General features: G+C 59.5%; 10 protein-coding genes and 1 pseudogene. All 11 read right to left on the bottom strand.

The annotated features are described in order from the left end of the window. On the bottom strand, positions 1 to 2,771 hold a 2,771-nt coding region (locus FQ192_RS30595; RefSeq protein WP_372242374.1), incomplete at its 3' end, for a beta strand repeat-containing protein. A gap of 201 nt (positions 2,772 to 2,972) precedes the next feature. Continuing rightward, positions 2,973 to 3,524, bottom strand: a pseudogene (locus FQ192_RS35205) (ESPR-type extended signal peptide-containing protein); the annotation flags it as partial. Between the two features lie 206 nt (positions 3,525 to 3,730). Further along, complete coding sequence (locus FQ192_RS30590; RefSeq protein ID WP_149661877.1) at positions 3,731 to 4,975, bottom strand: EAL domain-containing protein; 1,245 nt, start codon at positions 4,973 to 4,975, stop codon at positions 3,731 to 3,733. 501 nt (positions 4,976 to 5,476) lie between these two features. After that, positions 5,477 to 9,127: a transporter substrate-binding domain-containing protein gene (locus tag FQ192_RS30585; protein ID WP_149661876.1), complete on the bottom strand. Its 3,651-nt coding sequence runs from the start codon at positions 9,125 to 9,127 to the stop codon at positions 5,477 to 5,479. After that, positions 9,128 to 9,754 (bottom strand): response regulator transcription factor, encoded by a 627-nt coding sequence (locus FQ192_RS30580; RefSeq protein ID WP_149661875.1) that lies wholly within the window; start codon positions 9,752 to 9,754, stop codon positions 9,128 to 9,130. Between the two features lie 150 nt (positions 9,755 to 9,904). Continuing rightward, complete coding sequence (locus FQ192_RS30575; protein WP_149661874.1) at positions 9,905 to 11,095, bottom strand: EAL domain-containing protein; 1,191 nt, start codon at positions 11,093 to 11,095, stop codon at positions 9,905 to 9,907. A 295-nt stretch (positions 11,096 to 11,390) separates the two neighbouring features. Beyond that, positions 11,391 to 11,744: a RidA family protein gene (locus FQ192_RS30570; RefSeq protein WP_149661873.1), complete on the bottom strand. Its 354-nt coding sequence runs from the start codon at positions 11,742 to 11,744 to the stop codon at positions 11,391 to 11,393. Between the two features lie 41 nt (positions 11,745 to 11,785). Further along, the gene (locus FQ192_RS30565) at positions 11,786 to 13,219 is read right to left on the bottom strand and encodes an FAD/NAD(P)-binding oxidoreductase (RefSeq protein ID WP_149661872.1); all 1,434 of its coding nucleotides are present in this window, start codon (positions 13,217 to 13,219) and stop codon (positions 11,786 to 11,788) included. Then, positions 13,216 to 13,524 carry a (2Fe-2S)-binding protein gene (locus FQ192_RS30560; protein ID WP_149661871.1) on the bottom strand — a complete coding sequence of 103 codons (309 nt, stop codon included), beginning with the start codon at positions 13,522 to 13,524 and terminating at the stop codon, positions 13,216 to 13,218. The genes FQ192_RS30565 and FQ192_RS30560 overlap by 4 nt, the downstream gene beginning before the upstream one ends. Beyond that, positions 13,502 to 14,602, bottom strand: coding sequence for an FAD-binding oxidoreductase (locus tag FQ192_RS30555; protein ID WP_149661870.1), 1,101 nt, complete (start codon positions 14,600 to 14,602; stop codon positions 13,502 to 13,504). The genes FQ192_RS30560 and FQ192_RS30555 overlap by 23 nt, the downstream gene beginning before the upstream one ends. Beyond that, positions 14,602 to 15,396: an ABC transporter permease gene (locus FQ192_RS30550; protein WP_149661869.1), complete on the bottom strand. Its 795-nt coding sequence runs from the start codon at positions 15,394 to 15,396 to the stop codon at positions 14,602 to 14,604. Before FQ192_RS30550 ends, FQ192_RS30555 begins: the two co-directional genes overlap by 1 nt. Between the last annotated feature and the right edge of the window lies 1 nt (position 15,397).

The raw sequence follows: 15,397 nt of genomic DNA, 5'->3' as shown, positions 1-15,397 counted from the left end.
CCCAGGGTGATGGCGTTGCCGCCGACAGCATCATATTTCACCGCGATGTTGGCGGTGTTGACCGTGTCGGTGTTCAGCGCCGTCAATGCACTTGCCACACTGGTTTGCGCAGTGCCAGCCCCTACCGCCCCAGTGGTGCTGACGCTGTTTATCGGCTGACTGAAGCCCGTAAGCCCCGTAGCCGCCGAATAAGTGGCGCCGCCGCCTAAGGTGCTGGCCGAGGTGTTGCCCAGCGTAGTGGTTTGGGTCCCCAGATTAGTGACCGCAGTATCGGTAGCGAAGAGTTGGCTGCCATTCACCGCATCGGTACTGGTGCCGTTCAAGGCACCGGCGCTCAGGTTGGTGATTTTCACCCCGCCGGCCGGTGCGCCTGCACCGCCAGTCGCTCCCAGGGTGATGGCGTTGCCGCCGACAGCATCATATTTCACCGCGATGTTGGCGGTGTTGACCGTGTCGGTGTTCAGCGCCGTCAATGCACTTGCCACACTGGTTTGCGCAGTGCCAGCCCCTACCGCCCCAGTGGTGCTGACGCTGTTTATCGGCTGACTGAAGCCAGTAAGCCCCGTGGCCGGCGAGTAAATGGCGCCGCCGCCCAAGGTGCTGGCCGAGGTGTTGCCCAGCGTAGTGGTTTGGGTCCCCAGATTAGTGACCGCTGTATCGGTAGCGAAGAGTTGGCTGCCGTTGATCGCGTCGGTGCTAGTCGCGGAAACCTGACCGGCGGCAACGTTGGTGATCTGCCGTTCGCTGCCCACGCTGCCGACGCTTAATACGCCGGTCGGTGCAGCACCGGCGTAAGTGAAGGTGGCACCGTTGACCACACCGCTGGCGGTCGCAACAGCAGCAGCCGTGGTGGCGCCGTTGCCCAGGGCGACGGAGTTGGCAGTGCCCGCCACGGCACCGTTGCCGATGGCCACCGCGTTCGCGGCGGTAGAACTGGCGGCGGGACCGACGGCCACACTGTCAGTACCCGTGGCAGTGCTGTCAGCCAGAATCGAGTTGGCGTGGAAATATTTGATACCCGCGCCATTGTTGACGAGGCCATCGACGGTCTGGTTGGTCGCAAACAATTGCGAGCCATTCACCGCATCGGTGCTGGTGCCGTTCAAGGCCCCGGCACTCAGGTTGGTGATTTTCACCCCACCGGCCGGTGCGCCTGCACCACCCGTCGCCCCCAGGGTGATGGCGTTGCCGCCGACAGCATCATATTTCACCGCGATATTGGCAGTGTTGACCGTGTCGGTGTTCAGCGCCGACAACGCACCCGCTACGCTGGTTTGCGCAGTGCCAGCCCCGACAGCCCCATTGGCGCTGACGCTGTTTATCGGCTGACTGAAGCCCGTAAGCCCCGTGGCCGCCGAATAAGTGGCGCCGCCGCCTAAGGTGCTGGCCGAGGTATTGCCTAAAGTAGTGGTCTGGGTCCCGAGATTAGTGACGGCAGTATTGGTGGCAAAGAGTTGGCTGCCATTCACCGCGTCGGTACTGGTGCCGTTCAAGGCACCGGCGCTCAGGTTGGTGATTTTCACCCCACCGGCCGGTGCGCCTGCACCACCCGTCGCCCCCAGGGTGATGGCGTTGCCGCCGACCGCATCATATTTCACCGCGATATTGGCGGTGTTGACCGTGTCGGTGTTCAGCGCCGACAACGCACCCGCTACGCTGGTTTGCGCAGTGCCAGCCCCTACCGCCCCAGTGGTGCTGACGCTGTTTATCGGCTGACTGAAGCCAGTAAGCCCTGTGGCCGACGAGTAAGTGGCGCCGCCACCCAAGGTGCTGGCCGAGGTGTTGCCCAGCGTAGTGGCCTGGGTCCCCAGATTAGTGACGGCAGTATTGGTGGCAAAGAGTTGGCTGCCGTTCACCGCATCGGTGCTGGTGCCGTTCAAGGCTCCGGCGCTCAGGTTGGTGATTTTCACCCCGCCGGCCGGTGCGCCTGCACCGCCAGTCGCTCCCAGGGTGATGGTATTGCCGCCGACCGCATCATATTTCACCGCGATATTGGCGGTGTTGACCGTGTCGGTGTTCAGCGCCGACAACGCACCCGCGACGCTGGTTTGCGCAGTGCCTGCCGCTACCGCCCCGGAGGTGCTGACACTGTTGATCGGCTGAGTGAAGCCAGTAAGCCCGGTGGCCGACGAGTACGTGGCGCCGCCACCCAAGGTGCTGGCCGAGGTGTTGCCCAACGTAGTGGCCTGGGTCCCCAGATTAGTGACGGCAGTATTGGTGGCAAAGAGTTGGCTGCCGTTCACCGCATCGGTGCTGGTGCCGTTCAAGGCTCCGGCGCTCAGGTTGGTGATTTTCACCCCACCGGCTGGTGCGCCTACACCTCCAGTCGCCCCCAGGGTGATGGCGTTGCCGCCGACGGCATCATATTTCACCGCAACGGCGGCGGTATTAGTCACGCTAGTGCTGAGATTGGTCAGTGCCGCGCCGACGTTGGTGCTGGGCAGTAAGCCGGTGCTGGCACCCGTTGCATTAATGGTGGTGGTGGAATAAGTGGGCGCCGTCCAGGCGCCGGTGGTCGCATTGAGTGCCGCGCCACCGCCCAGGGCTGTCGCCGTATCCTGCCCTACTTTATTCAGTTGACTGACGTTGACGGCATCCGTCGCACTGGCACCGGCGGCAAGACCGGTAATGCGACGGTTGTTGGCGCCGTTGGTGATGTTCACTTCACCACCGGTCGTCGCCACGCCGCCGATACCGTAAGCGGCGGTAGCCAGAGTAGTGCCAGCGGCTAATGAGTTCGAGCCTAGTGCCACACTGTTTGCGACGTTCACGGTTGCCAGTTGCCCGATTGCAACACCGGAGCTGGCAGCCGCCAGCACCGTTGATTGGCCACCAAGAGCAATGGAATCGGCGGCCCGGGCCTGGGCCCCTCGGGTTGTGTTACTCCCGATGGCAACAGCTCCCGGGGCGGACGCCGTGGTGGAGTCGGCCAATAGAAGCGAAGTAGTGCCGGTCCCGGCGGCCGAACCACCGATGGCCACGCTATTGAGATTGTTCGCAACGCTACCGTAACCCAAAGCGATACTTGCAATACCCGACGCATTGGTTTCCAACCCTATCGCAGTGGCCCATTGGCCGGCGCTGGCTGAATATCCGAATACTGCTCCACCGAGCCCGGTCACGGCAGAAAAGCTGCCAAAAACAGTGGCTCCATTGAAGGACCCACCGGATGAATTGCAACCGGCAACGTTTATATAAGCGCCAGCGCCGGAAGTTGGATCTGTAAGTGTCCCCGCGACGGCAGTCCGCCCCACGGTACCACTAGCGGTGCCCGTACATGAGCCAGTAGAAGAGTTAGCAAAATACAGCCATGCGTACCCTGGCTCAGACCATCCGACAGTCAGACTCAAAGCAACCGCGAGCATACCCAGCGCACGCGTTTTCCCCTTCAATGCAAGAAGAGGGTTAACCCCCCGCTTACGCTGCCCCGCCGGCCTGCTCTTGGTCTTCTTACAGGCCAGTTCCGAAGCAACTACCCAGCAACCCAGCGACGTATTCCAGACAACCGAAAATGTTTTATTCATCTATGAATTGGCGTCGAGCCAACCTCCGAATCACGTGTCATCCATGGCGTGATGACTTCCGCTTTTCAATCAATACTTGATATAAAAACCCTGCTCACAAACGACACTCCGCCTCTGAAACGACAAGTGTTAAATCTTCGTTTTATGCAAGTAACAGCAACTACCAAGGAATTAAGAGATTGTATTGTCTCGACTTGCCAACATGATTAAGTTAGGAAATTTCCTGCTGTTTGTAGGAAATTTCCCGAGCAACTAACCGCCGCCATCCGCTGAAGATCCAGCCAGTTCAATAAACCCGCCGCCGTCATCGGTCGGGAACACAAGTAGCCCTGCCCTTGCGTACAGCCAAGTTCCAGCAAAACCTGACGTTGCTCTTCGGTTTCGATCCCTTCGACGACGACCGTCATGCCCAATGCTTCGCCCAGCGCCAGGGTGCTTTTTATAACGGCGCGGCAGCGCGGCTCTTGTTTGAGCCCGCGAACAAACTCGGCGTCGAGTTTGATTTCGTTGAACGGCAACTGACACAGGCGCTGCAACGACGAAAACCCCGCGCCGAAATCATCGATCGACAGGTTGCAACCCATCATTCGCAAGCGCACCAGGCTTTCCAGACTGGCTGCAGGGGCTTCGAGAAGACCCGTTTCCGTCAACTCGAACGTCAGCCCTGAACCGGGCAGATCATGCGCGGTGAGCATCGTCTTGATCCGGCACGTGAGTCCTGCGTTCACCAATTGCACAGCGTGCAGATTGAAGGCGATATTCAGCGCCAATCCCTGCCTGAGTACCTGCCGCTGCAGCCTCAAGCCTTGTTCCATTTGCAGGATCAGCAAGTCATCCATCAACCCGCAACGCTCGATAATCGGCATGAACACCGAGGGCGGCAGTACACCTTCGGAGGGATGGTGCCAACGGGCCAAGGCTTCGACGCTGCTAACTTCGCCGGTCATCAGGTCGAATTTTGGCTGGAAGTAAGTCTGCAATTGCTGATCGGCCAATGCCCGGCGCACCTCCTCTTCCGAGGCCTGCACCGTCACCGCCGGCACGACCCGTTCGCCAATGGGTTCGTGCATGTGTTTTGCCAGCAATCGTTGCAGCGCCCCGAACTGCAAAGGCTTGCTGACATCCCCGAGCAACACCATCCCCAACATCGAAACCAGTTGCCCCACCGCCCGACGCACATCGGCCGACAGCGAACTGCTGATGATGATCGCCCCCGCCAGACGCGATCGCCCCACGCTCTGCAGAAGCTCAAGGCTGTCGACACCGTCCATGCGCAGGTCACACAGGGTGATATCCACCGCACCGACCTGCCCCAGGATCGCCAGGGCTTGTGCGGCATCGCTGGCTACGAAGACTTCCTGGCATCCGGATTGCCACAGCATGTTCACCGCAATCGAGCGATGGAAGGCGTTGTCGCCAAGAACCAGGATGCGCAACGGGAGCATGGGCATGGACGCGGCTCACAATGAAAGGAATGAGCCAATTGTCCGGCGTAGGCCGGTGGGTATCGTTAGGAAATTTCTCCCTGAATGTAGGAAATTTCCGAACGTCACGCCCCTCCCGGTAATGCAGCATATCGTCAGCGGAATGCTGGTTCTTTGAGAAATTTCCTACATACACAACGTTGTATCCATCACTAATGTTTAGCGCTCGTTGTATGCAGTTATTAGCCAACTTTCCCAAGACAGAGTCCGAGATGACTAAAGAGCGAAATCAACTACGGGTATTAATCAGGCGCCACGAAGACAACCTGAAGTTGCTGACTGCACATAGTGAATCGTGGCGCGGCGAAGATCGCGATAGAGGCGCCGCGACCCTGCAGAACCTGACAGTGCAAATGGAAAGACTGTTGCAGCAGTTGAACAAGCGCAGGGGCCGCAAACTAGAGGACTGATCTTGTGCACTAAAGTGAACTCAAGTCAGGGTCGGGAGTTTCCGCCCCACACCGGGGTTTACAGCACCGGATCAGCCATGCGCTGCTCCAGCGTTTGCGCCAATCGCTCCATCGCTTGCTGCAACGCGTCCACCGCCTCCGTCAACAGGATCGAGTCCGACCCCATACAGATGACCTCTAATTGCTCGCAGCACAGGATCAGGCTCTGCGCCTTGATGATGCGGGCGCCGCCCTTGACTCGATGGGCCAGATCGGAAAGACCTGACAAGTCATGCTCGCCGAACAGTTTGATCAGCCGCAACATGTCTTCTTCATTACTGGACGCCAGATCACCGAGCAGGTTTTTGATCGCGTTGCGATCACCACGGGTCAGTTGCTGCAAGCTGCTCAAATTGATGTCGCCATCAATCTCTGGCATCGGCGCGCCAAGGGGTAATGACTTGGTACCGGGTTGTACTGAGGCCAGTCTGGCGCTCAACTCCAGGAGGCTGATGGGTTTGAACAGGCAATCGTCCATGCCCTCGGCCAGGCAGCGTTCTTTTTCCTCTGGCTGGGCATTGGCAGTGAATCCCAGGATCAGGCACGGCTCGGCCCCCGAAGCCTTTTCCTCATCACGAATGGCCCGCGTCAGCTCGTAACCGTTCATCACGGGCATGTTGCAGTCGGTAATGACCACATCGAAGTTTCCGTTGCGCCAGGCGCGCAGGCCATGGGCGCCATCCTCGGCGTCGCAGACACCGTGACCGAGATAGGACAATTGCTGGGAAAGCAGCAAGCGGTTGGCCGGGTAGTCGTCAATCACCAGGATATTGAGCACCCACGCCTGAGACGCCAGCTCGACCGCCGGCAATTCGGCAGCGGGCACAGGTTGCAAGATCAGCAGATCGAGACGGATATCAATCTGCGTGCCCTTGCCCGGCACGCTGCTCAGGTGCAATTGGCCGTGCATCATTTCACACAGGGTCCGGCTGATGACCAGGCCCAGCCCCGAACCACCCCGCGCCGACTGATTATTATTGCTGGCCTGGCCGAAAGGGTTGAACAGCCGCTCCTGATCCGAGGTGGAAATGCCAATGCCGGAATCCTTGACTTGCACATGCAGCGCCAACCGCTCGCCGCACACGCCGGGCGCAGCCTGCACGCTCAAGCGCACCTCGCCTTCGTCGGTAAACTTGATCGCGTTGCTCAGCAGGTTGGACAGAATCTGTTTGAAACGCAGCGGATCGATCAGCACATCGCGACTGGCCTTGAGATCAAAATCCAGCAACAACCGCAGGCCTTTTTGCCGCGCCACCCCTTCGAACATGCGCACCACCGACTCGACCAACTCGCGCAAACTGGCCCGTTCCGGGGTCAAGGACAGGCGACCGGATTCAATGCGGGCGATATCGAGAATGTCACCGATCAGGTCCAAGAGACCCCGCGCCGCGCCAGAAGCCACCTCGATGGCGAAGCGGTCCATGACGCCTTGATCGGCTTTCTTCATGGCCAGTTCGAGCATGCCGATCACGGCATTCATCGGGGTGCGGATTTCGTGGCTCATGGTGGCCAGGAACGTGGTTTTCGCCCGGTTGGCATCATCGGCGCTTTTCTTGGCACTCTGCAATTGATCCAGCAGGCGCTGGCGGTCGCTGATATCGATCCAGCCGGCGATGATGCCGGCGACCACGCCGTCACTGGTGTGATACGGCAACATCCAGTGATAGACCGTATGCACCTCGCCGTCGTTGAGGGTGTACGTACGATCCTGAATCCACCGCGTACCCTCCTCCATCACCTTTATGTACTCGGCCTGAAAGGTCTCGGTATCGGAATGACCGATCAGTATGCTGTCGGTAATCTTCTGACCCATCACCGCCTCGCGTGTGACACCCAGCACGTCAAGGTAAGCAGTGTTACAACTCACCAGACGCCCCTGACGGTCACGGACATAAATCGGGTGGGGGGTGCCGTCGATCAAGACGCGCATGAACTCCATCTGGTCGTTGAGCGCCAATTCGGCCTTTTCGCGAGTGGACACCAACCTGCGCAGGTAAATGATCCAAACCACGGCCATCAACAACAACAGCGCAAACAGGACAAAACCCTGGATGACCGCCGAGCGATGGTGCAGCCAGTTGTCATTATCGATCACCACGTCGTGGCGCCAACGGCCGGTCAGCTCATCCAGTTCTTCCGGGGGAATGCTTTGCAGGGCTTTGTCCAGGATCGAGTACAACTCCAGCGCCCCACGGTCGGTGGCGAAACTCGCCTGGGCCGACTGCAAACCGACGACATTGGCAATGTGCAGGCGGTCGCGGAACTGGCGCAAAATCAAGTAACGCCCATTGATCAGCGAGTTGATGGCGCCGTCCGCCTCCCCCTTGTCCACCAACACCATGGCATCGGCTGCAGTCTGGGTCTGGATCAACTCAATGCCGGGGAATTTATCTCTGATGAAGTCGTACAGCGCATTGCCGCGCCGCAGTGCCAGTTTTTTACCGACCATGCCGTCCAGTGTTTGCGCACTGTCCGACTCGTCCCGCGTGATCAGGACAAATGGGTTAGTCAAATAAGGACGGGTGAACCGCAGCTCACCTTCGCGTTCGGTAGTGGGCGTGAACGCCGCGATCAGATCAGCATTGCCGACCCGGATCTGCTCGATCAACTTGTCCATCGAGTTGCCGCGCAGCACATCGAATTTCAAACCGGTGCGCTGGCTGATCTTGGCCAGCACCTCGGCACTGATGCCGCGGAACTCACCCTGATCATCGAAGAAGGACATGGGGGCCAGGCTGTCATTAACCGCCACGGTCAGGCGCGGATGTTTTTTCAGCCAGCGCTCTTCGGCCGTACTGAGCTGCAGCGGATGAAGCCCGGAAAGGCTCGTGTCACCGGCACTCCAACGGCGCAGAATCGCCATGCGCTCAGTGATGGGGATCACCGCCAGCGCGGCATCGACGATGTGCAACAAACGACGATTGCCCTGGGGCGTGGCAAAGGAGAAATGCGTGCTGTACACCCCGGACAATGCCGTCAGGTGGACGTCATTGAGGAAGTGTTTGTTGACCAGATAATGGGTGCTGATGGCATCACCCACGTAAGCATCCGCGTGTCCGAACGCCACGGCACCGATCGCGCCCTGGGCCGAAGGGTAAAACTGCAGCTGCGCCTTGGGATAGGCGGCCCGGACTGCGTCTGTCGGCTGATAGTGGTCAAGCATGGCCAGGCGACTGTCTGCCAGGTCAGGCGCCAATACCTGATCCGAGCCACTGTGGGTCACCAGTGCCGACGGCGCATCGGCATAGGCACTGCTCAGCGCCAGCTCTGGATCGGCCCCGTCGAAACTGTTGGCAGTGCCCACCAGATCCAGCTCACCGAGTTTGAGCGCCTGGATCACCTCGGCTCGTGAGTCATAACGCCGAGCCTCGACCTTGATGTGCAGCATGGTGGCCAACAGCTCGGCATAATCGGCGGTGATACCTTCGTAATCCTGGCCGTTGGTAACCATATCGAAGGGCGCATAATCCGGCGCCGACACGCCCAGGCGCAGCGAGCTTTTGTTGCGTAACCATCGCCAATCCGCCTCCTCCAGAACGACAGCAGCGTTCGCGCCATTTGAACGGCCGAAGAGGTTCAGCGATTGCGCCTCGGCCTGTGCTGTCGAGGCACTTCCTAACGCTCCCAGCAGACAGACGGCAAGCAAATAGTTGCGCAGATAAATTTTCATCTAGATCAGATTATTACGCTTGGCGAAGTCGGCCAGATACACCACCGACTTGACGTTGAGTTTTTCGATCAGACGGGTTTTATAGGTACTGACGGTCTTGTTGCTCAGCAACATGGCATCTCCGATTTCCTTGTTGCTCAGGCCCCGGGCCAGTTGCTGCAAAATCACCAGTTCACGATCGGACAAGCCGCGGATCATCTCCAGCTCAGTGGAATCGATATCGCTTCGGCGTACGGAATTACCCGCCAGGTTGGGAAAGAAGGTATAGCCCGCCATAAGCGCCTTGATCGCTTTGCTCAATTCACTCAATTCATCGGTTTTCGAGATATAACCGGCAGCGCCTGCTTTCATGCAGCGCATGGCATAAAAGGCGGCGGACTGGGAGGTCAATACCAGGATCTTGCTCGACAGTTTCAGCGCGCTGATCCGGTTGATGACTTCCAATCCATCCAGGCTCGGCATGGCGATATCCAGCAGGATCAGTTCCGGGTCGTGCTTGCGAGCCAGTTGCACCGCATCCACGCCATTATCAGCCTCGGCGACGACTTCGAATTGCTCGCGTTCCAGCAACACTTTTACAGTTGCCCGAATGAACGGATGATCGTCTACAACCAATGCTTTATGCATTTGAACCTCACGGTAATACGCACAGGAGATACCAGTGACGGGAAGAGCCATGCATCAAAAGAGTATGGAACAATTCACCGGCCTATGTAGCTCACCTCACTACGTAATCGGCAGCCCTATCGAAATCTTTCCGACGTTGCGCCGACGTTTTCAAGCGGGTATTTTCGGGCTCTGCAACCATTGCACGAACCGCTGGGCATCCATGGGCCGCGCCAAGTGGTAACCCTGACCGAATGAACAGCCCATCTCCACCAGCCCATCGCGAATCATCTGGCTGCCGACCCCCTCGATCACCAGGCTCATGTTCAGTACCCGGGCCAGTGCCACGGTGCTGGTGACCATGGCCCTGGTGCGCGGATCGGCAATGGAGCGCACGAGTTGCCCGTCAAGTTTGAGTTGGTTGAATGGCAGGTGGCAGAGCAGTGTCAGCGAGGAAAAACCCATGCCGAAATCATCGATCGACAGGCTGCACCCCATCATGCGCAGGCGCAGCAGGTTTTCCCGGGTCGCCCTTGGGATGTCGAGCAAGCCGTTTTCGGCCACTTCGAACAACAACGTCGACCCCGGGAAGTCGTTGGACTTCAAGACGTGGTGAATGTGGTCGGTCAGGTCATCGCGGGCCAGTTGCGAAGCGTGAAGGTTGAAGGCCAATTCCACACCCAGGCCGGACTGGCGCAAGGCATGCAGCAGACTCATCCCTTGCTCCAGCATTTGCTTGAGCATTTCATCTATCAGGTCATAGGCCAGCACCGCGGCCAGGAAGTCCTTGGGCAATAGCAGCCCCCTGACCGGGTGCTCCCAACGCGCCAACGCTTCAGCCCCGGCCAATACCGTGCCGTTCAGCTCGAACTTGGGTTGGAACCAGGCTTTGAACTCCCCCAACGCCAGGCCCCGGCGAACATCCTCTTCGCTGGGCAACTTGTATGGCGTTGCGGGATCGACGTCCGGTAACAGGCGCCGGTGACCATAGCGCTGCAAGATTTGCTGCAACGAATACAACTGCGTGGGTTTGCTCAGGACGCCCAGCAACTGCAATCCGGCAAAGTTGGTCATCTGTTCGACGGCGCGACGCAGCTCCGGCCGGAACTCACTGCACAGGGCAACTGCCCGGACCATGCCGTTCTGCCCGACAGAATGCAGAAAGTCCTGACAATTGAGGGCCGTATTCCCCAGGTCACAGAGCACAATATCCACGCCCCCCGCGCGGCGGATCTGCGCCATCGCCCCTTCGCTGTTATCGGCCTGCAAAATATCGATGACGCCCAGATGCTGCAGCGCCGTGACCAACACACCACGCCGAAACGAGTGATTTTCTAATACGAGAACGCTAGGGGAATCCATCTCGCTGCTTACCCTGCAATACGTGGAAGCAAAATTGTGGCTATTTCATGACACAGCGAGCGAAGGATTTATCTCCCTGATCTGTAGGAAATTTCCTAGGCGCAATATCAGCCAAGCACGGTTCTGTAGCAGCTGGCGATGCCTGCGTTCGGCTGCGCAGCAGTCGTGAATTCAGGCAACGCAGTGCATCAGTAAGACCTTGTGCCCAGGTTTTACGCCTGCTTCGCAGCCGAACGCAGGCTTCGCCAGCTGCTACACAGATCGTGAGGTGACTCAAATGATCGGCATTGGCAGCTCAGGCAGCCGCCACCACCGTGATTTCAATCAGCAACTCCGGCAACGCCAGGCGCGACTCGACCGTCGCACGGGCAGGCGTGTGACCTTGGGGCACCCACGCATCCCACACTTCGTTCATTTTGGAAAAATCCGCCTGAATATCCGCCAGCCATATCTGCGCGGAAACGATGCGTGTCTTGTCCAATCCGGCCTTTTCCAGAAACCCGTCTATTTTCTGCAGGACTTGAGCGGTCTGGCCTTTGATGTCTTGCGTGGCGTCGGAAGCGGTTTGTCCGCCGACGAAAACAAAGCCGTTACAGACCACTGCGCGGCTCATCCGATGATTACTGTCGATACGAACGATATCTTTCATTTTAGAGGCCTTGTGTGGAGAGTCATCAACATGACATTCAATTATTTGGGAACAAACGCCGCCAACGGCGCCGCATTCACATCCGGAACATAAGCGTTTGCCAGGTCAATCAATTGCACGGGTTTGATCGGCGGACGAATCCGGTAATAACCCACCGCCTGCATCGGCGCCTGCCTGGCTTCGGACAGTATCTCCCCAACGGTGATCCCGCACATGCGCCCCTGGCAGGGGCCCATTCCGCAGCGTGAGAATGACTTGGTCTGGTTCGGCCCGCTGCAACCCAATCGGCTCATGGCGCGGATATCACCGGCGCTGACTTCTTCACAGCGACAGACGATGGTCTGGTCTGCCGGCCGACGAAAAATGTCTGCGGGCCGATACAGCGTGTCCAGGAACGGCCGTATGGCGCGGTGGCGATCCAATTGGCGTTTGAGTGGGCGCACGTGTTTGTCGCGAACGGTTTCACTTAAAAAGCCCAGTTGCAGAGCGACTTGCAGGGCGGTCAGTGCCCCGGAAAGCTCCGCCACTTTGGCGCCATCGATGCCGCCACCGTCCCCGGCGACGTAGGTGCCTGCCAACGACGTCTGGCCCCACTCATCCAGCTCAGGGCGCCAGCACAACTGCACGTCGTCCCAGAGATGCTTGCAGCCCAGCGAACGCGTCAGCTGGACATTGGGAATGACGCCCTGATGCACAAGCAGCAGGTCGGAGTCGATGTGCGCTTCGCGACCGCCAACGGTATAACGGACGCTCTCCACAGCGCCCTGCCCCTGCGCAGTGAGCGCTTCGACATGATGGATATGCGGTATGGCACTGCCGCGAATCGTCTTCAACAAGCCGATACCCTTGAACAAATAGCCCGGTGCCCGCAACGCTGAAAACAGATAACGCAGCGCCGGAAAACGATTGGCTCGTGGCGTGGTGTCGAGTATCGCCGCCACTGAACTGCCCGCCCGGATCAACTGCCAGGCAAACAGATAGAGCAATGGCCCGCTGCCCGCGAGCACCACCCGCTGGCTCGGCAGCAGTGCGGCGGACTTCAACAGGGTTTGCGCAGCACCGATGCCCATGACGCCCGGCAGCGTCCAACCGGGAAACGGCACCGGCCGCTCCTGGGCGCCATTGGCGATGACCAGTGCTCGCGCCTGAATTTGCCCACTGCCGCCGTTGGCACCATTACGGGTGAAGCTCACCTGTCGGTCGCGTGTGATTTGCCATGCCAAGGTGCCTGGCCAATAGGTCGCGCCGCTCGCCAGAAAGCGCTTCACCAGCGCCGCGCCGACGATATAGTCCTTGCCCAGCACATCAGGATCCACCAGCGGCGACTGCGCCACGCTGCGATAAATCTGCCCGCCCGGTTGCTGGTTTTCGTCCAACAGCAACACATTGAGCCCCGCTTCCCTGGCTTGCACCGCACAGCTCATGCCCGCCGGACCGGCACCGATGATCAGCAGGTCAACTTCGATCATGCTCATTTCAGGCTCCTGGCACCGATCATCGATCGGATCGTCATTCCCGGCTGCACCAACGTCATGCAGGCCTGTTGATTGGGCACACCGTCGATTTCCACCAGGCATTCGAAACAGGCGCCCATCATGCAAAAAGGCGCCCGCGGTGCGTTCGACACCGGCGTTTCACGCAGTTGGGTGACCCCCACGCTCAGCAGCGCAGCGGCGACCGTCATGTAGTTCGGCACGCTGAACGGCCGGTCATTGATCAGGATTGGAACCTGGGCGGCTGGCGCAGCGGCGAGCGCGCTAAACAGCGAATCGTTTGGCATAGAAGTAGTCGAGAAGTGAGGGACGAGGCGCACCCATGAGCCAGGGTACGAGTTGTTCGCAATGGGCGGCCGCCAGCGTGACGCCGCTGTGGCACAAGGCAACGAATGCCCCCGGATGCTCGAGCGACTCTTCGTAGACCGGCATGCTGTCCGGGGTCATGATCCGCAACGAACCCCAGGCCCGCACCACACGCACATTCTTGAGCAGTGGAAACGGCGCGATGGCTTTTTGCGCGATGTGCGCAATGATGCCCGGCGTCACGCCGTCATCCATGTCCACGTCTTCGGCGGAGTCCCCCAACAGCAATGAGCCTTCGGCGGTTTGCCGGACCGAGAGCGTCGGGTAGTCGAGAAAGCGTTTGACCCGCTCGGTGACCAGGATCTGTCCACGCAGCGGCACGACTGGCGCGCGCAGGCCCACCATCGGTGCCAGCTCGCGATTGCCGAGGCCGGCGCAGAGCACCACTTTGCCGGCATCGAAGGTTTGTTTGCCGGCGGTCAGGCGGAAGCCGCCGTCACGCGGGACAATCAAATCGACCCGCGAGTCAGCCCGATAAACGCCCCCGGCGCGTTCGAAACCGGCGAACAGGCCGCGCAAGGTGTAGAGCGGACTGACATGGCCATCGTGGGGCGAATACACCGCGCCCACCACGTCCGGCCCCACGGCCGGAATGCGCTGTGCCAATTGCCCATGATCGAGCACTTCATAGCTCAAGCGACTGTCTTGCGCATGGAGCTTTTCCAACGCCGCCGCACTGCTGGCCAGGCTCTCCTCGTTCATGGCAATCATGATTCCACCCGGTTTTTCATAACCCAGCTTCATGCCGCTGGCGTCTTCGAGTTCCTGGCAGAAGCCGGGCCACAGCTGCGATGACTCCAATGACCAGCGCGCGTAATCGATTTGCCGCGAACCCTTGCTCGAGACCCACACCAGGCCGAAGTTGCCCCGGGCGGCACGTACGCTGGAATCCTCGCCATCGAGCACCAGGGTGCGCACGCCGCGTTTGGCCAGTCCGTAAGCGATGGCCATCCCGACCAACCCGCCACCGACCACTACGTAGTCGTAGTCGTTTTTCATCAGTTTTTCCCCATCAGCACTTTGTCGAGCCCCACCAGACGGTCCAGCAGAAACATCAAACCCAGAGTGACCACGATGATCACCACCGCGACCGCCGCCACCATGGGATCGATGGTTTCGGTCATGCTCATGTAGATGCGCACCGGCAAGGTGATCGTCGCCGGAGAGGCAAGAAAAATGGTCGCGGTCAGTTCGTCGAAGCTGCTGGCAAAGGCCAACACCCAGCCGCCGAGAATGCCCGGCAGCAGCGCGGGCAGCGTGATGCGGCGAAAGGTGATCCACGCACTGGCGCCCAGGGACATCGCCGCATGCTCCGGCTCCCGGGACAGGCTCACCATCGACGCCATGATCAGGCGCAGTGAGTACGGGAAGATCAACATCACATGGGCCAACACCAGTGAGGTAAACGAGCCGTTGACGCCAAACCCGTTGAACAGGCGCAACAACGCGACCCCCAACACTACGGGCGGAATCATCAGCGGCGACAGTAACAAGCCGTTCAACGCGGCCCGGCCTGGGAACGTGTAACGCAACAATCCCATTGCGGCAGGCACGCCCAGCAGTGCCGCCCCCGTCGCGGCCAGCGTTGCCAGGCCCATGCTGTTGCAGAACGCGGTGATAAAGCCATTGTCATTGAACAGCGCCACAAACCAGCGCACCGAGAAGTGCAGCGTCGGGACGCTGAGCATGTTGCCCGGGGTAAAGGCGACCAGGCAGACGATCACCAAGGGCGCCGCCAGGAACACGGAAAACAACGTGTGAAACACCAGCGAAAACAATCCGTTCTTGTTCATG

It is taken from the genome of Pseudomonas sp. ANT_J12 (assembly GCF_008370045.1).
Lineage (GTDB): Bacteria > Pseudomonadota > Gammaproteobacteria > Pseudomonadales > Pseudomonadaceae > Aquipseudomonas.
This window is presented reverse-complemented; position numbering and strand designations above follow the sequence as displayed.